23 protein-coding genes are annotated in these 24164 nt (G+C 64.2%); 11 read left to right on the forward strand and 12 right to left on the reverse strand.

Annotated features, from left to right (window positions below):
- Positions 1-557: 557 nt before the first annotated feature.
- The 7 genes from L858_RS0117145 (at position 558) to L858_RS0117180 (ending at position 8139) form a co-directional block, all read left to right on the forward strand.
- On the forward strand, positions 558-995 hold the full coding sequence (locus tag L858_RS0117145) for a DUF411 domain-containing protein (protein ID WP_028056249.1): 438 nt from the start codon (positions 558-560) through the stop codon (positions 993-995).
- 137 nt (positions 996-1132) lie between these two features.
- Entirely contained in the window at positions 1133-1408 is a 276-nt protein-coding gene (locus tag L858_RS0117150) for a hypothetical protein (RefSeq protein WP_238320179.1), read from the forward strand.
- 72 nt (positions 1409-1480) lie between these two features.
- Positions 1481-1753: a hypothetical protein gene (locus L858_RS0117155; protein WP_022684328.1), complete on the forward strand. Its 273-nt coding sequence runs from the start codon at positions 1481-1483 to the stop codon at positions 1751-1753.
- A 134-nt stretch (positions 1754-1887) separates the two neighbouring features.
- On the forward strand, positions 1888-3117 hold the full coding sequence (locus L858_RS0117165) for a TolC family protein (RefSeq protein ID WP_028056251.1): 1230 nt from the start codon (positions 1888-1890) through the stop codon (positions 3115-3117).
- On the forward strand, positions 3114-4598 hold the full coding sequence (locus L858_RS0117170; RefSeq protein WP_022684331.1) for an efflux RND transporter periplasmic adaptor subunit: 1485 nt from the start codon (positions 3114-3116) through the stop codon (positions 4596-4598). Before L858_RS0117165 ends, L858_RS0117170 begins: the two co-directional genes overlap by 4 nt.
- Positions 4595-7753, forward strand: a complete 3159-nt coding sequence (locus tag L858_RS0117175; protein WP_022684332.1) for an efflux RND transporter permease subunit — start codon at positions 4595-4597, stop codon at positions 7751-7753. The genes L858_RS0117170 and L858_RS0117175 overlap by 4 nt, the downstream gene beginning before the upstream one ends.
- Entirely contained in the window at positions 7750-8139 is a 390-nt protein-coding gene (locus L858_RS0117180) for a copper-binding protein (protein ID WP_022684333.1), read from the forward strand. Before L858_RS0117175 ends, L858_RS0117180 begins: the two co-directional genes overlap by 4 nt.
- A gap of 64 nt (positions 8140-8203) precedes the next feature.
- Here the strand turns inward: L858_RS0117180 and L858_RS22455 are convergent, their stop codons facing one another.
- Together L858_RS22455 and L858_RS0117185 are read right to left on the reverse strand one after the other, a co-directional pair.
- On the reverse strand, positions 8204-8431 hold the full coding sequence (locus L858_RS22455) for a GDCCVxC domain-containing (seleno)protein (RefSeq protein WP_081643388.1): 228 nt from the start codon (positions 8429-8431) through the stop codon (positions 8204-8206).
- Positions 8424-8792 (reverse strand): mercuric transporter MerT family protein, encoded by a 369-nt coding sequence (locus L858_RS0117185; protein ID WP_022684334.1) that lies wholly within the window; start codon positions 8790-8792, stop codon positions 8424-8426. Before L858_RS0117185 ends, L858_RS22455 begins: the two co-directional genes overlap by 8 nt.
- 83 nt (positions 8793-8875) lie before the next feature.
- Between L858_RS0117185 and L858_RS0117190 the strand changes: the two genes are divergently transcribed.
- Both L858_RS0117190 and L858_RS22345 read left to right on the forward strand, forming a co-directional pair.
- Positions 8876-9283 (forward strand): MerR family transcriptional regulator, encoded by a 408-nt coding sequence (locus L858_RS0117190; protein WP_022684335.1) that lies wholly within the window; start codon positions 8876-8878, stop codon positions 9281-9283.
- Between the two features lie 70 nt (positions 9284-9353).
- Positions 9354-9467, forward strand: coding sequence for a copper-binding protein (locus L858_RS22345; protein ID WP_022684336.1), 114 nt, complete (start codon positions 9354-9356; stop codon positions 9465-9467).
- 131 nt (positions 9468-9598) lie between these two features.
- Here L858_RS22345 and L858_RS0117200 read toward each other — a convergent pair whose 3' ends face one another.
- Positions 9599-9937, reverse strand: coding sequence for a hypothetical protein (locus L858_RS0117200; protein ID WP_022684337.1), 339 nt, complete (start codon positions 9935-9937; stop codon positions 9599-9601).
- A gap of 881 nt (positions 9938-10818) precedes the next feature.
- Between L858_RS0117200 and L858_RS0117210 the strand changes: the two genes are divergently transcribed.
- A complete protein-coding gene (locus L858_RS0117210) occupies positions 10819-12720 on the forward strand; it encodes a cytochrome c/FTR1 family iron permease (RefSeq protein ID WP_051132676.1) in 1902 nt (633 codons plus the stop codon).
- On the opposite strand, the gene L858_RS0117215 is transcribed toward L858_RS0117210, so the two are convergent.
- The 4 genes from L858_RS0117215 to L858_RS0117230 are packed head-to-tail and all read right to left on the reverse strand — an operon-like array spanning position 12706 to position 15002.
- Positions 12706-13248 carry an MAPEG family protein gene (locus L858_RS0117215; protein ID WP_022684340.1) on the reverse strand — a complete coding sequence of 181 codons (543 nt, stop codon included), beginning with the start codon at positions 13246-13248 and terminating at the stop codon, positions 12706-12708. The two genes, L858_RS0117210 and L858_RS0117215, sit on opposite strands and share 15 nt — an antisense overlap.
- 16 nt (positions 13249-13264) lie before the next feature.
- Positions 13265-13909, reverse strand: coding sequence for a class I SAM-dependent methyltransferase (locus L858_RS0117220; protein ID WP_022684341.1), 645 nt, complete (start codon positions 13907-13909; stop codon positions 13265-13267).
- A complete protein-coding gene (locus tag L858_RS0117225; protein WP_022684342.1) occupies positions 13906-14541 on the reverse strand; it encodes a cation diffusion facilitator family transporter in 636 nt (211 codons plus the stop codon). Before L858_RS0117225 ends, L858_RS0117220 begins: the two co-directional genes overlap by 4 nt.
- A gap of 56 nt (positions 14542-14597) precedes the next feature.
- Positions 14598-15002, reverse strand: coding sequence for a MerR family transcriptional regulator (locus L858_RS0117230; protein WP_022684343.1), 405 nt, complete (start codon positions 15000-15002; stop codon positions 14598-14600).
- Between the two features lie 75 nt (positions 15003-15077).
- On the opposite strand from L858_RS0117230, the gene L858_RS20530 reads away from it, so the two are divergent.
- Positions 15078-15737 (forward strand): cation efflux transmembrane domain-containing protein, encoded by a 660-nt coding sequence (locus tag L858_RS20530; protein WP_022684344.1) that lies wholly within the window; start codon positions 15078-15080, stop codon positions 15735-15737.
- Positions 15738-15982: 245 nt separating this feature from the next.
- Here the strand turns inward: L858_RS20530 and L858_RS0117240 are convergent, their stop codons facing one another.
- The 5 genes from L858_RS0117240 to L858_RS0117260 form a co-directional block, all read right to left on the reverse strand.
- Entirely contained in the window at positions 15983-18484 is a 2502-nt protein-coding gene (locus L858_RS0117240; RefSeq protein ID WP_022684345.1) for a heavy metal translocating P-type ATPase, read from the reverse strand.
- A gap of 82 nt (positions 18485-18566) precedes the next feature.
- Positions 18567-19175: a cation diffusion facilitator family transporter gene (locus L858_RS0117245; RefSeq protein ID WP_022684346.1), complete on the reverse strand. Its 609-nt coding sequence runs from the start codon at positions 19173-19175 to the stop codon at positions 18567-18569.
- On the reverse strand, positions 19172-19669 hold the full coding sequence (locus L858_RS0117250) for an SRPBCC family protein (RefSeq protein WP_022684347.1): 498 nt from the start codon (positions 19667-19669) through the stop codon (positions 19172-19174). Before L858_RS0117250 ends, L858_RS0117245 begins: the two co-directional genes overlap by 4 nt.
- A gap of 103 nt (positions 19670-19772) precedes the next feature.
- Positions 19773-23009, reverse strand: coding sequence for an efflux RND transporter permease subunit (locus tag L858_RS0117255; RefSeq protein WP_037504907.1), 3237 nt, complete (start codon positions 23007-23009; stop codon positions 19773-19775).
- A 2-nt stretch (positions 23010-23011) separates the two neighbouring features.
- Positions 23012-24163, reverse strand: coding sequence for an efflux RND transporter periplasmic adaptor subunit (locus L858_RS0117260; protein ID WP_022684349.1), 1152 nt, complete (start codon positions 24161-24163; stop codon positions 23012-23014).
- Position 24164: the final 1 nt, after the last annotated feature.

The raw sequence follows: 24164 nt of genomic DNA on the forward strand, positions 1-24164 counted from the left end.
CGCAGCTTCGGGCCGACTGGGCCTGCTTGGCATGCTTGGCCGTCTCGGCCGCAACGTGTGCCTGGGCGACCGGATTCGTATTCGTGCGAACCTGCGCGTTCGCGGTCGAACCGATTGAGAGCAAGCTCATGGCCACAATCGAGAGAAACTTCGTCATACTCGACTCCTTGGAAGAATGTTGAATATTGCCGCTCGATTCTCGAGGGGAAGATCTGGTCTTCGTCGTCAGGACTATGGTCCTTGGTCCAAGCTCGATATACGTAGTGTGCGCAGCCATTAGGCTCGTCGGCGCGGATCTCTCTACACCTGAATCGGAGCTCGGCGAATTCCACAATGAGGTCAGGGGTTCGCGACCTCATATACCAGAAACACGTCCTCGACGTCGGCCGCGCAAACCAAACGGTCGCCCTGACATTAGAAAAAGGCCGTCAATGTGCGACCGGCGAAATTTTGGAGCAGATGTGAGGGCTCCGTCTTCCTGGTGCGTATACCCAGGAGATGTGTACGAGCATGGCAATCACGCGCAGGGACCGGGCTGAGGTTTGGAGGACGGTGACTTGAGAAAGCAATCGATCGCGGCGCTCACTGCAATGTTCATCGCGAACGCAGCGACCGCTGCGGCGCCCATTCTGGTGCACCGTGACCCCGGATGCGGATGCTGCCAGAAATGGACTGAGCAGGTCCGCGCGCAGTTCCGGCGCCCTGTAACCATCGTGGATGATCGCTCACGCGCAGCCTTCCAGCGCGCGCGGGGCGTCCCGCAACAGCTGTCCTCCTGCCACACCGCGGTGATCGATGGTCTGGTCTTCGAGGGCCATGTGCCGATCGCCGACATGAAGCGGCTCCTGGCGCAGCGTCCCCGCGGCGTAAGTGGCCTTGCGGTTTCAGGGATGCCGATCGGCTCGCCCGGCATGGAAGTGACTGGTCAGCGGGCGCAGCCTTATGTCGTGGTTGCGTTCGGACCTTCGGGCCAACGCGTATTCGCTCGCCATTAACGCTAATCTTCATTTGGTTCCCTAAGGGGCTTTTGCTAGAAACAATCTTCGTGAAACGCTTTTTCGCCTCGCTGCTCCTTGTCGGAGCACTGTTGGGTCTCTTCGGAGGCCAGATGGCGGCTGCGCGAAGCGTTCCGATGGCGATGAGCGCGCCCAAGGCGATGGCGATGGATTCGGACTGCATGGCCATGATGGCCAAGCAGCAGCCCGCGCCCGAGAAAAAGCCGTGCAAGGGCCTTACACTCGACTGCATTGCCGCCATGGGGTGCGTTGTTCCATTGGCCGCCGCTGATCTTGCGGGCGATATTGCCACGCCGCGTATTCATGGCGCCCTCGGCTTCTGGCCGACCAACGCCGTCCTGGCCGGGAAGTCCTTCGGTCCTGATCCGGATCCTCCCACGAACCTTGGCTGATTGAACCATTGCTTACGCGCGCTTTCCCGCGCGGCGCCGTGACCTCTTTCAATTCAGACAAGGATATTCGTGATGAACAAGAAGATGATTCTGGCTGCTATGGCGGCCGCCCTGAGCGTCGCCGCCCCTGCTTGGGCGGATGCCTCGCATAGCTCGACCCAAGGCCATTATGAATGGCGATCGGTGCCGCAATACGGCCCGCGTGCGACCGGCCCGGTCCGGCAGCGCGTCTGGGTCGCGGATCATGCCCAGATGGCGAACTGCGACTGCGACATGATGAAGATGAGCGCGGATGAATGCATGGGCATGATGCATCACGGCCGCGACAAGCCTACAGCCGGCTAAGCTCGGGTCCCGGCCGTCAGATCAGAAAAGCAGAGCCAGGCGCGCGGCGCCGGCGCGGGACATCAAGCCCCCGCGTCGGCGCCGTGTTGGCAGCCTTGTGATCCGCGCCGGGAACCCCCGAACGGGAGATGTTCATGCGCACCCTTTTCCTCGCCGTGCCGCTATTGGCGCTACCGACTCCAGCCCTCGCCGGGCCGCTCCGCTTCGAGGAGGCGCTTGCGCGAGCGGAGGCGCAAGCTCCGTCGCTCCGTGCCAAGGGGTTGGAGGTCGATGCGCGCCGCTCCGCACTGCCGGCGGCAGGGCAGCTCCCCGATCCCAAGCTCGGGCTCGGTATCGACAATTTCCCCGTATCGGGCCCGCCAGCTGGGAGCTTCGTCGAAGACAGCATGACGATGGCGCGAGTGGGTATCTCTCAGGATGTTCCCAACGCCGCCAAGCGCCATGCTCGGACGAGCCGGGCGCGAACCGATGTCGAAGCTGCCGAGGCGACACTTTTGTCCGAACGCCGCCGCGTCGAGGTCGCAACCGCGCTGGCATGGATCGATCTCGCCTATGCGGAACGGCGTCTTGCCGCTCTCGACGGCATACTTTCCAAGCTCGCCCCCCTTCCCTCCGCGGCAAAGAGCGGCGTCGCCTCCGGCACCGCGCGCCCCGCACAGACGCTGCAGGTGCGGCAAGCACTCGCGGTGCTGGAAGACCGCCGGAGCGAGCTCGCCGCCGCAGTGGCGCGCCAACGCGCGATCCTCTCGCGCTGGACCGGCGAGCCCGCGCCTGAGGTGGTCGGTAATATCCCTGCGCTTACTATCGACGCCGCAGCCCTGCGCGCCGCCATAACCACCCACCCCGATCTCGGCGCCGCCGGTGCCCGGGTCGCCCAGGCCGAGGCGGACGTCGGGATCGCCCGGGCCGACAAGCGCCCCGACTGGGGCTTCGACGTCGCCTATCAGCGCCGGGCGGATCGCTATGGTGACATGGTTTCGGCCGGCGTCACTGTCAGCCTGCCGCTTTTTGCCAAACGGCGGCAGGACCCGATGATCGCCGCCAGCGCGGCGACCGCCGCTGCGGCGCTTGCCGAGCAGGAAGACATGCGCCGGTCCCTTCTCGCCGATCTCGAAGCCGGCCTTGCCGACCATGCCATGCACCATGAGCAGTGGATGCGCGCCCGCGACACGCTGCTGCCGCTCGCGCGTAGCCGCGCGAACCTCGAGACCGCGAGCTATGCCGCCGGACGCGCCGGGCTGCTCGACGTGATCGAGGCCCAGACCATGCTCGCCGACAGCGAGCTGCAATTGCTCGACAGGGAGGCCGAATTCGCGCGCGATGCCGTGCGGCTCGTCCTCACCTTTGGGGGGAACAGCGAATGAAATTCGACATGACCTCGCGCGCGCAGCTTGGCACGGCGGCCGCGGCGCTCGCACTGGCGGCGGGAGCCCTCGGCTATGGCCTGGCGACTTGGCGCCATGAAGATCCACCGGCCGCAACGGCGCAGGGCGGGCGCAAGATCCTCTACTGGTACGACCCGATGGTCCCGAGCCAGCATTTCGACAAGCCGGGCAAGTCGCCGTTCATGGATATGGAGCTTGTACCCAAATATGCCGACGAGGCAGCGAGTGGCGAGACCGGCGTGGCGATCGATCCGGCGCGCACCCAATCGCTTGGCCTGCGCATCGCGGAAGCGCGGACCGGGACACTGGGATCGAGCCTCACGGCGACCGGTACGATCGAGTTCAACGAGCGCGACGTCGCCATCGTCCAGGCGCGAACCGGTGGCTTCGTCCAACGGGTCTACGCGCGCGCGCCCGGCGATGTGATCGGGGCAGGCGCACCGCTCGCCGATATCCTGGTGCCGGAATGGGCGGGCGCGCAGGCGGAATATCTGGCCGTGCGAAGGATCGGCGATGCAGGCCTCGCTCACGCGGCCCGTCAGCGCCTCCTGCTGCTCGGCATGCCTGCGGGTACGGTCGCAGCAGTCGAGCGGAGCGGGCGACCGCATAATGTGGTGACGATCTCGGCGCCAACCGGCGGCACCATCAAGACGCTCGGCGTCCGGGCCGGGATGACGGTCGCGAGCGGCCAGACACTCGCAGAGGTGAACGGGCTGGGTACGGTGTGGCTGAATGCCGCAGTGCCGGAGGCGATGGCCGGGAGGCTCCGGCCGGGGCAGAGCGCGACCGCGACCCTCGCCGCCTATCCCGGCGAACGCTTCATGGGCCGGATTGCCGCGATTCTCCCAAGCGTCGCCGCCGAAAGCCGGACGCTCACCGTGCGGATCGAACTTCCCAATCGAGCCGGGCGCCTGCGCCCCGGCATGTTCGCCTCGGTCGATCTCGGCCGCGCTGCCCGCTCGGCGCTGCTCGTGCCCTCGGAAGCCATCATCCGCACCGGCAAGCGCGCGCTCGTCATGCTGGCGCTGCCGCAAGGGCGCTACCGCCCTGCCGAGGTGCAGACCGGTGCAGAAGCAGGAGGCCAGACCGAAATCCTTGCCGGCCTTGCCGAGGGGGAGAAGATTGTCGCTTCCGGCCAGTTCCTGATCGATTCCGAGGCCAACCTCTCCGGCATCGAAGCGCGCCCGATCAGTGGGCCAGCCGCCACGCCGCGAGCAGAAGCACCTTCGACCGGCGCCTATCGTACGAACGGGCGGATCGAGAGCATCGCGGGCGACCGGATTACCCTCAGTCACGCTCCTGTCCCCGCCCTCAAATGGCCGGCGATGACGATGACGTTCAAGCTGGGGAGCCCGGCGCACGCGCGGGGGTTCAAAAAGGGCGACCGCGTCGTCTTCGGCTTCGACCAAGCGGCGGAAGGCCCCATCGTTCGCACGCTCAGCCGCGAGGCGGCGCGATGATCGGCCGTCTCATCGACTGGTCGGCGAACAACCGCCTGTTCGTAGTGCTCGGCGCCCTGGCGCTCGTCCTCGGCGGACTCCTTGCCTTGCGCAGCACGCCGATCGACGCCCTGCCCGACCTCTCGGACACGCAGGTCATCATCCGCACGAGCTATCCGGGCCAAGCCCCCCAGATCGTCGAAAATCAGATCACCTACCCGCTCGCGACGACGATGCTGTCGGTGCCCGGGGCGAAGACCGTGCGCGGCTATTCCTTCTTCGGCGACAGCTTCGTCTATGTCATTTTCGCCGATGGGACCGACCTTTATTGGGCGCGCTCGCGCGTCCTTGAATATCTCAACCAGGTCCAGGGCCGCTTGCCTGACACCGCGCGCAGCGCGATCGGCCCCGACGCCACCGGGGTGGGGTGGGTCTATCAATATGCGCTGGTCGATCGGACCGGCGGACACGACCTCGCGCAGCTGCGGTCGCTCCAGGACTGGTTCCTCCGCTACGAGCTCAAGAGCCTGCCGGGGGTGGCCGAAGTCGCCAGCATCGGCGGCATGGTCAAGCAATATCAGGTCGTGCTCGATCCGGTGAAGCTTGCCGGTTACGGCATCACCCACGCGCAGGCCGTCGCGGCGATCGGGCAGGCCAACCAGGAAACCGGAGGCTCGGTCCTCGAGCTGGGCGAGGCCGAATATATGGTGCGCGCTTCGGGCTATCTGCAGTCGCTCGACGACTTCCGCGCCATACCGCTGCGCACTGCGGCCGGCGGCGTGCCGGTAACGCTCGGCGACGTCGCGACCATCCAGCTTGGCCCCGAAATGCGCCGCGGTATCGCCGAGCTCGACGGCGACGGCGAAGTGGCGGGCGGAGTCGTCATCCTGCGTTCGGGATCAGACGCACGTGCCACTATCCAGGCGGTGCAGGACAAGCTCGAGCTCTTAAAGAAGAGCCTGCCGCACGGCGTCGCGATCGTGCCCACCTATGACCGCTCCCACCTCATCGATGCCGCCATTGAGAACCTCACGCACAAACTTGCCGAAGAGTTCGTGGTTGTGGCGATCGTCTGCGCGCTGTTCCTCTGGCACGTGCGCTCGGCACTTGTCGCCATCGTCACGCTGCCGCTTGGCGTCCTCGCCGCCTTCATCGTGATGCATTTCCAGGGCGTCAACGCCAACATCATGTCCTTGGGCGGGATCGCGATCGCGATCGGCGCCATGGTCGACGCCGCGATCGTGATGATCGAGAACGCCCACAAGCGGATCGAGCAATGGGAGCATGACCATCCCGGTGAAGAGCTGGCCGGGGCGGCGCGCTGGACCGTGATCACCGACGCGGCGCGCGAGGTGGGTCCCGCGCTCTTCTTCTCGCTCCTCATCATCACCCTGTCCTTCGTGCCCGTCTTCACTTTGGAAGCACAGGAAGGGCGTCTCTTCGCGCCGCTCGCGTTCACCAAGACCTACACCATGGCGGCCGCGGCGATCCTGTCCGTGACGCTGGTTCCGGTGCTGATGGGCTGGCTCATCCGGGGCAAGATTCCTTCCGAGCAGGCCAATCCGGTCAACCGCGCGCTGACGCGGGCCTATCGTCCCGCCATCGACTGGGTGTTGAAGAAACCCAAGGCGACCCTCGTCCTCGCGGGGCTGGTCTTCCTGACGACCGCTTGGCCGCTGTCCCGGCTCGGCGGCGAATTCCTGCCGGCGATGAACGAGGGCGATCTTCTCTACATGCCCTCGGCCCTGCCGGGGCTCTCTGCCGCCAAGGCCTCGGAGCTGCTCCAGCAGACCGATCGCATGATCAAGTCGATGCCTGAAGTCCAGAGCGTGTTCGGGAAAGCGGGGCGCGCGGAGAGCGCGACCGACCCCGCCCCGCTCGAAATGTTCGAGACGACGATCCGCTTCAAGCCGCGCGAGCAATGGCGGCCCGGCATGACCCCGGAGAAGCTGGTCGAAGAGCTCGACCGCACCGTGAAAGTACCCGGCCTCGCCAACATCTGGGTGCCGCCCATCCGCAACCGGATCGACATGCTGGCGACCGGCATCAAGAGCCCGATCGGGGTCAAGGTCTCTGGGTCGGATCTTGCCGCCATCGACCATATCGCGCGCGAGGTGGAACGGGTCGCGAAGGGAGTGCCCGGAGTAAGCTCCGCACTCGCCGAGCGGCTGACCGGCGGGCGTTATGTCGATGTGCAGATCGATCGGATCGCCGCCGCGCGATATGGCCTCAACATCTCCGATGTCCAGGCGATCGTCGCGGGCGCGATCGGCGGCGAGAATGTCGGCCAAACCGTCGAGGGGCTGGCGCGCTATCCCATCAATGTCCGCTACCCGCGCGAGTTGCGCGACAGTCCGGACGCACTGCGCGCTCTTCCGGTGCTCACGCCATCGGGCCAGCAAATCACGCTGGGCAGCGTCGCGCAGATCGCGATCAGCGACGGACCGCCGATGCTGAAGACCGAGAACGGACGGCCATCGACCTGGGTCTATGTCGACGTCCGGGGACGCGATCTCGCCTCCGTGGTCGATGATCTGCAGAATGCGGTGGCCCGCGAGGTCAAGCTCTCGTCGGGTGTCAGCCTCGCCTATTCGGGCCAATTCGAATATCTCGCGCGCGCGATCGACCGGCTGAAGATCGTCGTGCCGGCGACGCTCGCGATCATCTTCCTGCTGCTGTACCTCATCTTCCGGCGGCTCGACGAGGCAGTGCTCATCATGGGCACGCTCCCCTTCGCGCTCACCGGCGGTTTCTGGATCCTCTACCTGCTCGGCTATCACCAGTCGGTCGCGACTGGCGTCGGGTTCATTGCGCTTGCCGGCGTGGCCGCCGAGTTCGGCGTCGTGATGCTGATCTATCTCAGGGATGCCCTTGAGGCGCGGGGCGAGAGGCCGTCGCACGAAGATATTGCAGAAGCGGTGCGCGAAGGCGCGCTGCTCAGGGTCCGGCCCAAGGCGATGACCGTCGCCGTCATTATCGCGGGGCTTTTGCCGATCCTTGTTGGTTCTGGCGCCGGCTCGGAAGTCATGAGTCGGATCGCCGCGCCCATGGTCGGCGGCATGCTGACCGCGCCGCTTCTCTCCATGTTCGTCATCCCCGCCGCCTATCTGCTTCTGAGGCGGCGGTCTTCTCAACCCTCTATCCCAATGAAGCACCACGAAAGGAACCTGCAATGAAAGTTCACGCTCTGTCCGTCCTGGCCCTGACCGCTACCCTTGCTGCCTGTGGCTCGAAGACCGAGACCAATGAGGCGGCAGCGACGAATACGGCGGCACCGGCGGCTACCGAAACCAACGCGATGGCTGGCGACATGGGCAATATGGCGATGTCCCCCACAGCCAAGATGGCCAAGGGCACCGGCAAAGTGACGGCCGTCGACAAGGCCGCCGGAACGATCACGCTCGACCATGGCCCGATCGCCGAGGCCAACTGGCCGGCGATGACGATGGCGTTCAAGGCCGCGCCGGCGCTCATCGACAGCGTGAAAGCGGGCGATGAGGTGAATTTCGAACTGAAGCTCGACGGCAATGCCGGCGAGGTGACCGCGATCGCAAAGCAGTAATCGGTTCCAGACCTGCTCCGGGCGGGTCGCCGGAATGCCGGCGGCCCGCCATGGCCAACGATTGTCAGGTGCAGCAGGAGGCGTCCGGCCCGGCGAGTTGAATCGGTGGGCACGGCACGGTCCCGTAGGAGCAGAATACGCAGCAATCGCCGGACTTCGGCCGCAAGACTGCTCCGCAACCGGTGCAATCATAGAAAAACTGGCAGGCGTTCGTCGGCATCGTCTCCGTCTTCGTCGTGCCGCACAGCGGACAGGTGAGGACCGATTGAGGAACGAAAACACCCTCAGACATAGGAATAGCCAAGCCAGAGGAGCGTCACGCCCAGCAGCAAGCCGATGAGAAGGACCGCGCGCACGGCAGGCGGTGTGCAGACGCCCCCGGGTCCGCAGGTCATCGCCATGCGCTGCTGCCGCCAGAGCATGATCGCGCCGCCGATCAGGAAGAGCGCGCTCAAGCACAGCAGGAGCGTCCGATACGGGCTGGCCGCCAAGGCAATGCCGCCGAGCCATCCGGCGCCCAGGCCGGCGGTGGTGAGCAATATCGGCAGCGCACAGCAGGACGCCACGCCGAAGGCCGCCGCGATTCCACCGACCGTGAGAAGAGCAGCACCCTCCGCTCCCAAAGAACGGCGCAGCTCAGGCGGTTCGGACATGATGGGCGACTCCTTGTGATCAACGGAATCGCATCCTACCGTCTGTAGCCACTACAGACTCAACCCCCAATTTCGAGCAGCAAATGGCGACATCGGAGACTATCGCAATCGGGGAACTGTCGCGGCGCACGCGCTGCAATATCGAGACGATCCGCTATTATGAGCGGATCGGGCTCCTGCCCGAGGCGGCGCGGCGGGGCCGGTATCGGAGCTTCGGCCCTGCGGACGTGGCGCGGTTGCATTTCGTTCGGCGCGCGCGGGAGCTGGGCTTCACGCTCGACGAGATTCGCGCGCTGCTCGGCATTGCCACCGCCGATGATGTCTCATGCGACGATGCCCGCGAAATCGCGACCTTGCATCTGACGCAGATTCGCGCGCGGATCGCGGATTTGAAGCGCATGGAGCGGGTCCTTGCCGACACCGTGCGGGCCTGCAATTCCGGCGACCATTTCGGGTGCCCGCTGATCACTACATTATCTGCGGCTCGCTAAATTCCGCCTGGGCGACGCCTTCTGTACGCCGAACTCCATACTCTTCGGGTCCGGCCCCCGCGTGGAGGTCATGAGCGGCATCGCTGCGACCATGATCGACAGCCTGAAAGTCGGCGATCAGGTGAATTTCGAGCTGAAGCTCGACGGCAATGCCGGCGAGGTCACCAGCATCAGCAACAAATAATTCGATGAGGCGTCGGGAGGCACTGTGGAAGCGCCTCCCGAAGAGTTCCGACAGTTGGGACAGGCAAATGTTTCGTCAGATCCATGATCGATGGCGAGGGCAAGTTAGCCCCTCGCCATCACTTCACGGCCTCAGCAGACATCGCTCCCGTCGACCCAAACGCGGACCGGTCCCTGCAACGGCGCGCGCGGACCATATTGCGGCCGCATCCGCCACACATAGCGACCGGTCTTGCCGGTATAGGCCGGATCGCATTCCGGTCCGCCTTTGCCAGTCCACTGGTCGCGTTGGTCGCCAACCTTCTTGCAGACCCTCGCACTCAACGGTGCACGCGGACCAGGAGCTTGGGGTTGCCACTCGCATTTGACGGTGGCCGGTTTCTCGACATCAGCCTGCGCCAATGCCGGAACCGGGGTGGCGACGAGCACTGTGAATGCGGCCGCGGCGGCGGTGAATATCAAGGTCTTCATGATTTCTCTCCTCGGACTGAAGGTGCCGTGGGCAAACTGGCTCCGAGGGGCTGGGCAGCCTATGGCCGTCCAGCGCTTGGGAGGGTTCGCCTGGCGAGTTGTCAGGCCAAGGTGTCGGGTGGATGCTGTTCCGGCGGGGCCGACCGTCCGTGTAGCGCCGGATAACATGGAAAGACAACAAGCACATCCGCGCTCACTATTTCAGCCGCGAGGGGTCCCCGGCTCTCGAGCGCATATAAGGGGAGACACCCCATACCTGCCAGGCAAGCGAGCGTCATCCCCTGGCAGAGGAGTGGTTTCTCGCCATCGTCCTGCGTCATCCCGACACAGTCCATGGGCATCGTTGCTGCCGCGTTCTCGCTTATGGCGGTTGCCACAGCGGGACTTGCGGCAACTGTGGCTATCTGTCCAAACAGGCCGAGAAGGACGCCTAAGATCAGCGCAAATTTGTGCGCTTGTCTCATGTCCGCATTCTCTGCCTGATGCCGAATTGAGTCAAGTTTCCCAAGACCATAATTGGGCCGCAGCTCAGCCAACGACGTAAGCGCACATCATGCCGAGCCACGATCATGCGCGACGCAGCTACCCCTTACCAGTTCCAGCTTTTTTGCCCTTGCCGGATGCCCCGTCATGGAACCTCGAGCTTCATTGCGCGCGCCGTCGGATCACGCTCATGAACGACCAAGCATGCCGGGGTGTTGGACGCGCTGCCGCGCCCGTTGATACCACTTGACCCTCTAGCTACTACAGGGTGCAAGTTGCGAACAATTCTTATCAGAGACTCGCAAATGTATCCTCGATCGCCTGCCGCCATTTTCGCCGCTCTTGCCCTCAACTGGCGCCGGGCAGCGCATCTTTTTGCATTCGCACTGGCCCTGGTGATGGTCTCGCTCCCAGGACGAGCATTGGCGAGCGATGCGGACGTTCAGACCAGCTGGCGGCTGCTCGATTATATCGGGGTGGATTACGCCGGGGCTGTCGCTGACGGGAAAGTGATAAGCTCGGCCGAATATGGGGAAATGACCGAGTTCGCGGCACAGGTCGAGACACGGCTCAAGGCCCTGCCAGCAAAGCCGGCGAAGGCAGACCTTCTCCGCCGATCGGCCACGCTGCGAAGCGCGATCGCCGCGAAATCAGCACCCGCGGTCGTCGCCGAGCAATCGCATCTTCTCGCCTCGGCACTCCTGGCGGCCTATCCGGTGCCGCTAGCACCGGGCACTCCCCCCGATCTAAACCGGGCCGCTAAGCTGTACGCCGAAAATTGCGCGAGCTGTCATGGCGTGAACGGCGACGGGCGCGGGCGGGATGCGGCCAAGCTCGATCCGCCACCCATCGCCTTCACCGACAAGGAACGTGCCGACCAGCGCAGCCTCTTCGGTCTCTACCAAGTCATCAGCCAGGGTCTGGACGGCACCGCCATGCAGAGCTTCGAGGCGCTACCGGAAGCAGACCGCTGGGCCCTGGCATTCTATGCCGGCCATTTCGCCTATCCTGACGCTGCCGCCAGCGAAGGCGAGCGTCTTTGGCGGGAGCGCGCCGACATACGTTCAAAATATCCCAATCTTGCGGCTCTGGTCGGGACGACACCGGCCGCCTTGGCCCGCGACCTCGGCCCCAAAAACGCTGCGATGCTCACGGCCTTTCTGCGCCGACATCCGGATGCCGTCACCGCTCGTCCCGACGGCTCGCTTGCGCTTACGCGCGAACGCCTCGCCGAAAGCTTGACCGCCTATCGGGCCGGCGATCGCAAAGCCGCGGCCGAATTGGCTCTTTCGGCCTATCTCGACGGCTTCGAGCCGGTTGAGCCGGTGCTGTCCGCACGCGACGCTGCGCTCATGGCGCGGATCGAGACAGGGATGGCGCAGCTTCGCGCGGCCATCGGGCAAGGGCGCCCTACGGCCGAGGTGGAAGCGGCGAACCGTTCCCTCGCCAATCTTTTTGCGGAGGCCGAGGCCGTACTGGCGCCGGAACGAGCAAGTGGAGCATCCAGCTTCCTGGGGGCGTTCGGCGTATTGTTGCGCGAGGGGCTCGAAGCGCTTCTGATCGTCGTTGCGATGATCGCCTTTCTGAAGAAAACTGATCGACCGGACGTCCTCGGCTATGTTCACGGCGGATGGGTGGTCGCCCTCGCAGCCGGTGTCGCGACCTGGTTCGCGGCAACCTACTTCATTACCGTGAGCGGCGCATCGCGGGAACTGACCGAGGGCTTCGGTTCCCTCTTCGCTGCGATAATCCTGCTCAGCGTCGGCATCTGGATGCATGGCAAGAGCAATGCCGAAGCATGGCAACGCTATGTGAAGGCGAAGGTCAGCGCCGCCCTCTCCCGCCGCTCGGGTTGGTTCTTGTTCCTGCTATCGTTCGTCGTCGTCTACCGGGAGGTCTTCGAAACGATCCTGTTCTACGCGGCTCTCTGGGCCGAAGGGAATGGCGCAGCGATGCTCGCAGGCGCAGGCGCCGCAGCGGGTCTGCTCGCCCTCGTCGCGTGGATGATGTTGCGTTACAGCGCTCGCCTGCCGATCACCCAGTTCTTCTCCTGGAGCTCGGTCCTGATCGCGATCCTTGCCGTCGTACTCGCCGGCAAGGGCATCGCCGGTTTGCAGGAGGCCGGTATCCTCGGCGTGAGGCCGCTGGTGGACGTGCCACGTATCGAGATACTGGGTCTCTTTCCGACCAGGGAGAGCGTGCTCGCGCAGGTCACCGCCATCGTAGTGCTTGCCGCCGGCTTCTGGTTCAGCGGCCGCAGTTCGGCGGCGGCCGGATCGCGAGCATCACCCGCCAAATAGCCGAGCGGCGATCAACACCGCAGCGACCGAATAGCAGGTGACCGTAGCCAGCGCGGTCGTCGCCATCCCGAAGGCGCGGGCGCCAGCGCCCCTGGAATAACAGCGATAGAAACTCACGCGGCCGATGACGAAAAGCACAGGCGAGGCAATCAACAGTCCCAGCCATCGGCCCTGCGCGATCGAACCAAGGAGCAAATGGGCGCCGACCCCCAGAAAGGACTGCTCGAGCGTATTTTGCAGGAAGGCGACCTTGATCGCTAGCGCCGGGCTGGGCGTGCTTTTGGCCGCACCGCCAATGTCGGCCTCCGAACGATAGCGTCCGCTCGAAACAAGCCGCACCGCCACCAGCACGAGCAGGAAATGGATGCTGCTGGCTTGGATTGCGAAGGCGAGACGCTCGGCAAGCGCTTCCGGAAAGGACACAACCTCTGGAAGAAGCAGCACACTCCCGGCCGAAACCGCCCCGCAAAGCAGGAGCGCCAGCGCCGATCGTTTCCGGATTTGCCGCTGTTCTCCTGCCAGATCCATCACCCTCGCCTCGATCTCAGTCAGGCCGGCTCGCCACGATAAGGCCGATCGTGCCGGTGACGGTGTCGAAGCGTGCGACGTCGCGCACCTTGCGAAAGCCCGCAGCTTTGACCAATTCGGGCAGGATCCCATCCGCATTGGGCTGGGTATCGGCGACACCGTCGAGCCGCTGAATAGTCAGGCGGAACAGCACCCGCATCAACCCTTTTTGCCGGCCATAATCGGCAATAACGATCCGTCCGCCGGGTCGCACTGCCGCAAACATTGCGCTCAGGCCGGCCCGCTTCTCCGTCATCGGGACTTGGTGGAACATCAGGCTCGACACGATCGCATCGGCGCTTCTGACGCCGAGATCGCGGGCGAAGCCCTGCTCCCACTCAACGTTCAGGCCCGCAACATCCGCCTTTGCGCGCGCAATGGTCAGCGCCTCTTCATCGGGATCGATACCGATCACGCGCACAGCGGGCTGGGAAGCCTTGAGCTTGACAGCGAAACTGCCAGTACCGCAGCCGACGTCGAGAATTGTTTCGCCCGGCCGGGCTGCCAATTCCTCAAGCATAGCCCGGCGCCAGAGCGTCTCGCGCGTCCAGAGCCGGATCGCGCGGTCGTAATCGGCAGTTCTGCCCTTTCCAAGCGGCGGGGTGTAAGCACGCGCGTTCACTGCACGACCCGCCTGCCATGCTCCGTCATCTCCTTACGGGCATCGCGGATGATGTCATAGGCGGAGTGCAAGAAGAGCAGTGCGATAACTCCCGCGACGAGCAGATCGGGCCATGCCTGCCCGGTCCACGCCACTAACGCCGCCGCCGCGATGACCGCAACATTGGCCAGTGCATCATTGCGCGAGAACAGCCAGATTGCCCGCGAGGTGGCATCGCCCTGATCGCGGAAACGGGCGAGGATCAGCGCGGCAGACACGTTGACGATGAGCGCAATAATGCCAAGCCCGCCCATCAGATCGGCTTCGGGCGGCACGGCGTTGAATATGCGCCAAAGCGCCGACGCGATCACGCCGAGCCCAAGTGTGGCGAGGAACAGGCCCTGAATAAGTGCGGTCCGACTCCTGGCCACGGCAGACCAACCAAGCGCGACAAGGCCCACCAGGGTGATCGATCCGTCGCCGATGAAGTCCAGCGAATCCGCCTTGAGAGCTTGAGAGCCTGCGACAAAGCCGCCCACAAGCTCGCAGATTCCAAATCCCAGATTGAGGATTACAACAATCCACAAGGCACGCTTGTAGCCGGGATCTGTTCCGGCGCGGGCGGTGTCCGTTTCACATCCACAGTCGCTCATCGATTGTCTCCGCAGCGAGTCGCAGCGGAATTCTGCACCCTCTAGTCGCTACAGGGTCAATGCCCGTTCTGGGCCGAAGGACCGAGCGCTTCGATAATCCGGCAATCGGAAATCGCACCCTGGCTGCATTGGCCGATCAATTCGTCGAGCTCCCGGCGTAGCGCACGAAGATCGGCGATCTTTTGGTCGATCTGCGCAAGGTGGGCCCGGGCAACCGTGTCGACTGCGCTACACGACCGACTACGATCGTCGGACAAAGTGAGCAGCTCGCGCACCTGGTCCAGCGTGAATCCGAGGTCGCGGGCCCTTCGAATGAAGGAAAGCCGTGCGAGGTGCGCCGCTCCATAGTCGCGGTAATTTCCAGAGGTACGGCCCGGCTCCGGAAGAAGCCCGATTTTTTCATAGAAGCGGATAGTCTCGACCTTCGTCGCGGTAGTTCGGGCCAGTTCACCAATCTGCATCAGAAATCCTCTTGACCCTGTAGTTGCTATAGGGTGCATATAGAGGGCCGTCCTAAGAATGCGAGAGCCCGACCGATGGCATGTTCCAGCTGCGCAGCTGACAAAGGCGGCCCCACAAACAGCCCCGCCTGGCGGCGCGCGCTGTGGATCGCGCTCGCCGTCAATGCTCTGATGTTCGCAGCAGAACTGGCCGCCGGCATATTGGGGGGCTCCAAGGCGTTGCAGGCAGATGCGCTCGACTTCCTCGGCGATGCCGCGAACTATGCGATCAGCCTTGGCGTGGCCGGGCTCGCGCTTGGCTGGCGAGCCCGTGCCGCGCTGGTCAAAGGCGCGACGATCTTCGGCTTTGGATTGTACGTGTTGCTGAGCGCGCTTTGGGCCGTCTCACAGGGCACCGTGCCTCATGCCGAGGTGATGGGTATCGTCGGTTTCGTTGCTCTTCTGGCCAACGGCGGCGTCGCCCTCATGCTGTATCGCTTCCGCAGCGGAGATGCGAACATGCGCTCGGTCTGGATTTGTTCGCGCAATGATGCCATCGGCAATGTCGCCGTACTGTTCGCGGCGCTAGGCGTTTTTGGTACGGGATCGGCATTTCCCGATATCATCGTCGCAGGGATCATGGCGACCTTGGGATTATGGGGGGGTGCGCAAATCATCCGTCAGGCGAGCCTGGAACTGCGAAGCTCGAAGCCATCAATCGGAAATTCGATGCCAACCGCCGAGCAGTCGATCTGATCTTACGCGCCGCATTCAGTTTCCTTCAGTCGCGGCACTGCGACGACCCCGACCACGCCGCCAATAAACTTGGCGTCGCGCTTGGTCTAAGAAAGAACCCTGGGCGGTAGCCGGCTGAGGATAGATCTTCCCTCAGCCATATGTTGCTTGGCTGTTGAAGCCGGTCCGCGGATCGGCCGACAGTGTCGCGCCGCTCCCATCACTATCAGGAAATTGCTGTATCCGGTCAACAACCTCCATCTAGCCTACGAGATCGCGTCTGCGCGGTCGCGGTAGGCAAGCAGCCGGAGGGCATTGAACACGACGAGCAATGTCGAACCCTCGTGCATCGCGACCGCGGGACCAATGCCAAGTCCGAAGATAGTCGCGGGGACGAGGAAGGCGACCACGCCAAGGCTCACAAAGACGTTTTGACGGATGACCCAGCGTGTGCGCCGGCTGAGCCCGACAGCGAAAGGCAAATGAGAAAGATCATCCGCCATAAGGGCAACGTCAGCCGTTTCCAATGCGACGTCCGACCCGGCAGCACCCATGGCGATACCGACCGTCGCCGTCGCCATGGCAGGTGCGTCGTTGACACCGTCGCCCACCATGGCGACCTTGGTTTCGGCACGGAGTTTCTTGATCGCGTCTACCTTGTCTTCAGGCATAAGATCACCCCATGCCTCATCAATTCCGACTTTTCTGGCGATCGCATCGGCTGCGCGCTGGTGATCACCGGAAATCATAATCATTCGCTTGATGCCGATCGCGCGCAGCTCATCGAGCGCTGTCCGTGCCGCTTCGCGCGGCGTGTCGAGCAGGCCGATCGCGCCGATGTCCTTGTCGTCGCGGCGCACGACCATGCTCGTTTGCCCGCCTTCGCGGAGCCTCTCGATCGCGGCCGTCATTTCGGCCGACAGCGGCGCGATGCCGTCGGCGCCGAACATCTCCGCCTTGCCGATCAGGACTTCCTCCTGGCCGACGAGAGCCGAAACGCCGCGACCTGTCAGGCTCTTGAGGTTGTCGGCCTGCGGTATCGGCTTATCGCCAATATGCTCGCGGCCGTCGCGCGCGATCGCCTGCGCGAGAGGATGATCGCTCAGGCTCTCGACAGCTACGGCGACCGCCATGAGGTCTTCCTTGGTCACCCCTGGGGCGGTGATGATCTCTTGTATCCGGGGCTCGCCCTTGGTGAGCGTGCCGGTCTTATCAAACGCGATCGCGTCCAGCGAGCCGAGCAGTTCGAGCGGTGCGCCCCCCTTGATGAGGACACCGCCACGCGCAGCGCGTGCGACCCCCGATAGAACGGCGCTGGGTGTCGCGATGGCGAGCGCGCAGGGGCTCGCCGCTACCAGCACCGCCATGGCGCGGTAGAAGCTGTCGCGGAAAGGTTCGTCCACCACTACCCAAGCGAACAGCAACACAAAGGCGAGCACCAGCACCGCCGGCACGAAGAAGCGCTCGAAACGGTCAGTGAAGCGTTGTGTCGGCGATTTCTGAGTTTCGGCTTCGCTGACCAGCTTCACCACCTTGGCAAGTGTGCTTTCGTTGGACAGGCGGGTGACTTCGATTTCAACAAGCCCGCTGCCATTGATAGTGCCGACGAAAACGCGGCTTGCCGCGTCCACGCTATCGGGATTTTGGCGGGCGGCCGCATCGTCTTGTACGGGGCGTTTATCGACCGGCATGCTCTCGCCGGTGACGGGGGCCTGGTTGATCGCGGTTATGCCCTTAACGATGAAGCCGTCGGCGGCGACCCGCTCATCGGGCTTCACGATGACAATATCGCCAAGCTTCAGGTTCTCGACTGGAACCTCGCTCGTGGCGCCGTCGGGACGCCGCACCATCGCGGTGCGCGGCGCCAGCTCCGCCAGCGCTTCGATCGCGCGCTTGGCGCGGCCCATGGCATAATGTTCGAGCGCATGGCCAAGGCTGAACAGGAACAGCAGCAGCGCCCCTTCCGCCCATGCCCCCAGCGCCGCCGCACCGGCGGCGGCCACCAGCATCAGCGTGTCGATCTCGAATCGTTTCAGGCGAAGGCTTTCGATCGCCTCGCGCAGCGTGTAGAAACCGCCAAACGCGTAGGCGGCAACGTAGAGCACGAACGGCAGCCAGTCTGGTGCGCCGGCGACCAGCTTTTCGAGTGCAAAGCCGATGCCCAGCGCCGCGCCGCAGGCGAGCGCGAAGATCAGTTCAGTATTCGGCCCGAGCAGACCGCCATGACCGTGATCATGGTCATGCTTTTTCCCCGGAGGATGGTCATGATCCTTTGCATAATCGCGCTCTGGCGCGGTCGACACGAGCTTGGCAGCCTTCTCGTAGGTCGGTCGAGCGCCAGCGTCGCGCAGCGCCTTCAAAATCGACTCTTGCGATGTTGCCGACCGATCGAACTCCACCCGCACCAGACCCGACACATTGGCCTCTGCCTCAAGGACGCCGGGGAGGCCGCGCAGCCGATCGCCCAGCGTGCGAGCGCGGCGTTGATGGGTCATGCCGTCGACCTGCCAGATCGCATGTCCGAAGCGATCACCAATTTCTGCGCCCGAAGCGTGCGCTAGCTCACGGATGCGCGAGAGCGACACCACTTCGGGATCAAAGTGGATGCAGAGCATTGCGGGAGCGTCCGCTTCGGGCGCTACCACATGGGCCTGTTCGACACCGGGACGTCCTTCCAACGAGCCGACGAGCCTTTTGACACAGGCGTCGGCTGCGTTCGTAACGTCGGGGAGGAGGACAGGAATATCGAGCCGAAGTTTTTCGATCATGATGTTCTCCTTCGCGGAGCGCGATTTTGTGGTGAAGCGAAGAGGCCCGCCATTTTTGTGCGGCCACCGATAACTTTGGCGCTCATCGGGTTTCTTCCTTGGCCTGACGCGCTTCCTTTCGCGTGTCGCGCAGGATCTCGATGCCGCCCTTCACGGCGATAATCGCGGTGAGGAAGCCAACCAGCAGATCGGGCCAGTTGGAACCCAGCCACCAAACGAGTAGTCCGGCGACCAGAATCCCGCCGTTCGAGATGAAATCGTTGAAGCTGAATGTGGTCGCCGCGCGCAGATTGACGTCGGGCTTGCGCAGCCGTTGCAGCAGCCGGAGGCAGATATAGTTCACGACTGCCGCGACCGCCGACATCGCCATCATGGTGCCGCCGATCGGCTCGCTTCCCTGAAGGTATCGCCGCCCCACATCGAGCAGGATGCCGCCGGCGAAGATCAGGAGCATGACGCCCGACACACCTGCGGCGCGGGTCTTCCATTTCGTGCCCCGGCTGAGCGCGATCAGGCTCAGCGCATAGACGGCGGCGTCCGACAGGTTGTCGAGGCCATTGGCGAGCAGCGCGCTGGAATCGCCGCTGACGCCGGCGATTAGAAAGGCAAGCGCGATCGCCGCGTTGAGGACCAGCACAATCCAGAGCGTGCGGCGCTCCGCGTCCGTGATCGAGGAAGCAAAGTCAGTCATTGGGTCGTCTTTCGCGCGAGCTGCGTCTTGCGAAACAGGCGGCGATGGCGATTCACGCTGAGGCCGTTGCCGCGCACCTCCTTGGTGAGATAGCGGATTAATGCCGCATCTTGAGCCTGCATGGTTTTGCGCAGGCCGCGCCGCGCCAAATAGCCAAGCGGGCTAAGCACCCCTTCCACAGCGATCGTATGGCGCACCTGTGTCTGCGCGCCGGCTCCGGCGAATGCATATTCCTCGCGAAGGGCAAATATCCCACCAAAGCCGGTCTGCCAGGCGAGCCGGTGAGCCCGTTCGTAGGCAATGATCTTAGCTTCGGCTGTCAGCGGCAGCTCTCCCTTGAGCAGGGAGAAAGTAAGGCTGACGTCGGCATCCGGCGCGGCGATTCCTCGAAAGCGATAACTTGGATGCCACAGCGCGAACGTGGGTAGGTCCACGATATGGGTCCAAGCCCGGATCGGGGTGATGGTCAGCGCGAAAGAGGTTGTTTCCTTCATGCCCGGATAGACCTTCCGCTGGTGTCCAGTGCGGCGGACGGCAAAGCCGCCCGCCGCTGAACACCGTGCATCCCCATTGTGGGGATGCGACGGCCGCCGAGGCTCACAGCGGAGCCTCGGCGAGATCAGGCGTCGGTGCATCGGGCCGCTTGTCGGGCGCTGGAATGTCCATCTCCCTGCGCCCATACCGGGCGTAAAGCGTCGGCAGTAGGAACAGGGTCAGCAGGGTCGCCGAGATGAGGCCCCCGATGACAACCGTCGCCAGTGGCTTTTGCACTTCCGCGCCCGCACCCGATGCGATCGCCATGGGTACGAAGCCGAGCGACGCGACCAGTGCCGTCATGACCACGGGGCGTAACCGCATCATCGCGCCTTCATAGGCTGCTTCCGATCGGTCCATACCTCGGGCCATCAGTTCCTGGATCGACGTTACCATGACGAGCCCGTTCAGGACGGCGATGCCGGACAACGCGATGAACCCGACCGCCGCCGAGATCGAGAAGGGCATGCCTCGCAGGAACAGGGCGAGCACGCCCCCCACCAGCGCCAGCGGCACGCCGGTGAACACGATCGCGGCGTCGCGCACGCTGCCGAGTGCCCCGTAAAGCAAGAGCATGATCAGCACGAAACAGCCCGGCACCACCAGCATCAGCCGCTCGGTCGCTGATTGCAGGTTCTCGAACTGGCCGCCCCAATCGAGATACTGCCCGGCAGGCAGACGCACCTCGCTCGCAATTGCGGCCTGCGCATCGGCAACCACGCCAGCTACGTCACGGCCACGCACGTTCGCCTGCACCACGACACGCCGCTTGCCGTTCTCGCGGCTGATCTGGTTGGGACCATCGGTGACGCCGATGTCGGCCACGCTTTGAAGCGGCACGAACCCGCCGTTCGGCAGCGGTACCGGGACCTGACCGAGCGTTTGCAGATTGGCGCGTGCCACATCCGACAGGCGGATGGTGACGGCGAACCGCCGATCGCCCTCGAAGATCATACCAGCATCTCGGCCACCGATCGCAGCCGAGATCGTGTCCTGCACAGTCTGCGCGGTGATACCGAGCCTCGACATGATGTCGCGGCGCGGCTGAATGTCGAGCATGGGCAGGCCCTCGGTCTGCTCCACCCGAACGTCAACGGCGCCTTCCGTCTTGCGCAACACGGCCGCAATGGCATTGGCTGTCGAATTCATGGCGTCGGTGTCGTCGCCGAACACCTTCACCGCGAGGTCGCCGCGCACGCCGGCGATTAGCTCGTTGAAGCGCATCTGAATGGGCTGGGTGATCTCGAACGCACCGCCCGGTAGACTTTCAAGCGTCTTCTCGACCTTCGCCACCAAGTCAGTCTTGCTGAGCCCCGAGTCCGGCCATTCGTCGCGTGGCTTCATGATGATGAAGGTGTCCGAAATGTTAGGGGGCATGGGGTCGGCGGCGAGTTCCGCCGTGCCCGTTTTTGAGAAAACGAACCGCACTTCGGGCAGCTTGCCGATCTCGCGCTCGATCCGCGACTGCATCGCCTGACTCTGATCGATTGACGTCCCCGGCACGCGGAGCACTTGGGCGGTCAAATCGCCCTCGTCGAGCTGGGGCAGAAACTCCTGGCCTAGGAACGAGAAGGTGAGGATGGCGGCAAGAAACGCGCCGACACCGACGCCCATGGTGAGCGTCGGCCGCTTCATCGCGCGGTCAAGTCCCGGCTCATATTTGCGCTTGAGCCACGTCATGATCCGGCCTTCCTTTTCCTCGACGGGCTTCGACAGCCAGATGGCGAGCATGGCCGGCACGAAGGTCAGTGAGAGGATGAAGGCGAAGACGAGTGCGATGATGACTGTCATCGCCATCGGCGTGAAGGTCTTGCCCTCAACACCTGTGAGCGTGAGCAGCGGCACATAGACGAGGATGATGATTGCCTGCCCGAACACGGAAGGGCGGATCATCTCGCGCGCGGCCTGAGCAACGACGGACAGCCGTTCCTCGAGCGCAAGCGTGCGGCCATAGTGATGTTGTCGTTCGGCGATCCGCCGCAGCGCGTTTTCAACGATGATGACCGCGCCATCGACAATAAGACCGAAGTCCAACGCGCCAAGGCTCATCAGATTGGCAGAGACACCGCCTTGCAACATGCCGAAGCTGGTCATGGCCATAGTGATCGGAATGACTAGCGCCGCGATCAGCGCCGCCCGGAAATTGCCGAGCAGGACGAACAGCACGACGATGACGAGCAGCGCGCCTTCGGATAGATTCTTCGCCACCGTCTTGATCGTTGAATTGACCAGCGCAGTGCGATCGAGCACCGGTTGTATGACCACATCAGTCGGCAGCGAGGCGTTGATTTCGCCGATCCGTTCCGCGACCGCAGAGGCGACCGTGCGGCTGTTCTCGCCGATCCGCATGATGGCGGTCCCGACCACGACCTCCTTGCCGTTCTCAGACGCGGAGCCGTAGCGGATCGCTTGGCCGAGACGCACTTGCGCCACCTGGTCGAGCCGGATCGGCGTGCCTTCGCGGGTCGCGATGACGGTCCCGGCCAGCTCGCTGACATTGCGGATGCGCGCATCGGAGCGGACGGCCAGGCCCTCCCCACCACGATCGACCACGCCGGCACCGACGCCGACATTATTCTCTTCAAGTGCGCGGGCGAGGTCGGTCAGGTTCAGCCCCAAGGCGGCAAGCCGCTGGACATCGGGAATGACCTGAAACTGCTTCACATAGCCGCCGATCGAGTCGACGCCGGCAAGGCCCGGTGTGTTCTTGAGCAGCGGCGCGACGATCCAATCCTGCGTGGTGCGCAGATAGGTCGCCTGATCGGCCTCGCTGACGAGACGGTCGCCCTCCGGCGTGATGTAGCTGCCATCGGGTTGCATGCCGGGCTCGCCCGGCTTGTGCTTGTCCTCCTTCCGATGCATGAAATGGACCGTCCACATATAGACTTCGCCCAGGCCTGTCGCGATCGGCCCCATGGTTGGAACCGCACCTTCGGGTAGGCTTTCCTCGGCGACGCGCAGCCGCTCGGACACTTGCTGGCGGGCGAAGTAGATGTCGGTCGAATCCGTGAATACGGCCGTGACCTGGGCAAAGCCGTTGCGGCTAAGCGAGCGGGTATATTCAAGACCGGGAACACCGGCGAGCGCGGTTTCGATCGGAAAGGCGATTTGCTTCTCGACCAGCTCGGGTGAAAGGGCCGGCGCGCTGATGTTTACCTGCACCTGATTGTTGGTGATGTCGGGAACAGCGTCGATCGGCAGGCGAGAAAGCGCCCAGCCTCCGATGGCCGCGGCGATGAGCGTCATGAGCAGGACGAACCAGCGACGCTCGACGGAAAATGTGACGATGCGATCGATCATGATCAATGCCCATGCTCCGCTTCGCCCTTCCCGAGCTCAGCCTTGAGGGTGAAGCTGTTGGGGCCGGCGAGCTGTTCGTCGCCCTTGAGCCCCGACGTCACGACCACATTGTCGCCGCTTGGGTTTCCGAGCGTGATGGGGGTGGCCCTAAAGCCATGATCGGTGCGCACGAACACGGTGGACCGGCCTTCGACCGTCTGCACCGCGCTTTGCGGCACAAGCAGCGCCGCCGGGCCGCCGCCGGGAAGCTGGATCGACGCCGTGACCGGCTCGCCCACACGCCATTGGCCCGCGCGGTTGTCGATGACCGCGATCACGCTGGCGAGCCGCGTGGTTTCGTCCAAGATGGGCGAGACGAAATCGACCCGTGCCACCGATCGGCGATCGCCCGAGACGATTTCGATCTGCGAACCAGGTCGCACCTTGCCGGCGTCTGTCGGCGACAGGGCCAGCGTGACCGCGACACGCCCAAGATTGGCGACACGGAACAGTTCCGCATCGGCCGCGACTGTCTGACCCAGCGTCACGCTGCGCGCGACGACCTGCCCCGAGAGGGGCGCGCTGATCGCGATGCGATTGAGCGCGCCTCCGCCGCCGCCCGCCGCCGACACCTGCTGCTGCGCGAGACGTAGCGCGATACGCGCTTCGGTGGCTGCCGTGCGTGCCGCGATCAGATCCTGTTCGGGCGACACGCACTCGTTGAACAGGCGCTGCTCACGACGAAGGTTGCTTTCGGCCAGCGCCAGCCTCGCGCGCGCCGCCTCGATCTCGGCGTTGAGTGATGCCGCCTCGCGGCTTTCGATGATAGCGAGCGTCTGCCCGCGTCCGACTGACTGGCCCAGGTTGCGGGTGAGCGAGACGACACGACCGCCGATGGCGGCGGAAACGACCTGCATCCCTTGTGGGTCGCCTTCGATCGTTGCCGGGAGGGTCAACGCGCCGCCGCCGCTGCGGATGACGCGCACTGTCTCAATGCCAGCCTTGCGAATCTGATCGGCGCTAAGGTCGATTTCGCCTTCTTCATCGGCATGACCTTCTTCTGCGGCCGAGGCAGCATTCTGCGCATCATCAGCCGTCTTCTCGCCGCCAGAGCATCCGGCCATCAGCAATGCGGCCAACGTAAGCGGCAACGCCGCTATGGTACGGGTTTTCATT

It is taken from the genome of Sphingobium bisphenolivorans, from assembly GCF_000412635.1.
GTDB classification, from domain to species: domain Bacteria; phylum Pseudomonadota; class Alphaproteobacteria; order Sphingomonadales; family Sphingomonadaceae; genus Sphingobium; species Sphingobium bisphenolivorans.

Coding starts and splice junctions, on each gene's coding strand:
- L858_RS0117250 (WP_022684347.1), bottom strand. CDS start 19,669: ATGAAGGAAACAACCTCTTTCGCGCTGACCATCACCCCGATCCGGGCT.
- L858_RS0117190 (WP_022684335.1), top strand. CDS start 8,876: ATGGCGACATCGGAGACTATCGCAATCGGGGAACTGTCGCGGCGCACG.
- L858_RS22455 (WP_081643388.1), bottom strand. CDS start 8,431: ATGTCTGAGGGTGTTTTCGTTCCTCAATCGGTCCTCACCTGTCCGCTG.
- L858_RS0117155 (WP_022684328.1), top strand. CDS start 1,481: ATGAACAAGAAGATGATTCTGGCTGCTATGGCGGCCGCCCTGAGCGTC.
- L858_RS0117230 (WP_022684343.1), bottom strand. CDS start 15,002: ATGCAGATTGGTGAACTGGCCCGAACTACCGCGACGAAGGTCGAGACT.
- L858_RS0117175 (WP_022684332.1), top strand. CDS start 4,595: ATGATCGGCCGTCTCATCGACTGGTCGGCGAACAACCGCCTGTTCGTA.
- L858_RS0117200 (WP_022684337.1), bottom strand. CDS start 9,937: ATGAAGACCTTGATATTCACCGCCGCCGCGGCCGCATTCACAGTGCTC.
- L858_RS0117185 (WP_022684334.1), bottom strand. CDS start 8,792: ATGTCCGAACCGCCTGAGCTGCGCCGTTCTTTGGGAGCGGAGGGTGCT.
- L858_RS0117170 (WP_022684331.1), top strand. CDS start 3,114: ATGAAATTCGACATGACCTCGCGCGCGCAGCTTGGCACGGCGGCCGCG.
- L858_RS0117210 (WP_051132676.1), top strand. CDS start 10,819: ATGGTCTCGCTCCCAGGACGAGCATTGGCGAGCGATGCGGACGTTCAG.
- L858_RS20530 (WP_022684344.1), top strand. CDS start 15,078: ATGGCATGTTCCAGCTGCGCAGCTGACAAAGGCGGCCCCACAAACAGC.
- L858_RS0117245 (WP_022684346.1), bottom strand. CDS start 19,175: ATGACTGACTTTGCTTCCTCGATCACGGACGCGGAGCGCCGCACGCTC.
- L858_RS0117255 (WP_037504907.1), bottom strand. CDS start 23,009: ATGATCGATCGCATCGTCACATTTTCCGTCGAGCGTCGCTGGTTCGTC.
- L858_RS0117240 (WP_022684345.1), bottom strand. CDS start 18,484: ATGATCGAAAAACTTCGGCTCGATATTCCTGTCCTCCTCCCCGACGTT.
- L858_RS0117215 (WP_022684340.1), bottom strand. CDS start 13,248: ATGGATCTGGCAGGAGAACAGCGGCAAATCCGGAAACGATCGGCGCTG.
- L858_RS0117150 (WP_238320179.1), top strand. CDS start 1,133: ATGGCGATGAGCGCGCCCAAGGCGATGGCGATGGATTCGGACTGCATG.
- L858_RS0117225 (WP_022684342.1), bottom strand. CDS start 14,541: ATGAGCGACTGTGGATGTGAAACGGACACCGCCCGCGCCGGAACAGAT.
- L858_RS0117165 (WP_028056251.1), top strand. CDS start 1,888: ATGCGCACCCTTTTCCTCGCCGTGCCGCTATTGGCGCTACCGACTCCA.
- L858_RS0117180 (WP_022684333.1), top strand. CDS start 7,750: ATGAAAGTTCACGCTCTGTCCGTCCTGGCCCTGACCGCTACCCTTGCT.
- L858_RS0117260 (WP_022684349.1), bottom strand. CDS start 24,163: ATGAAAACCCGTACCATAGCGGCGTTGCCGCTTACGTTGGCCGCATTG.
- L858_RS22345 (WP_022684336.1), top strand. CDS start 9,354: ATGAGCGGCATCGCTGCGACCATGATCGACAGCCTGAAAGTCGGCGAT.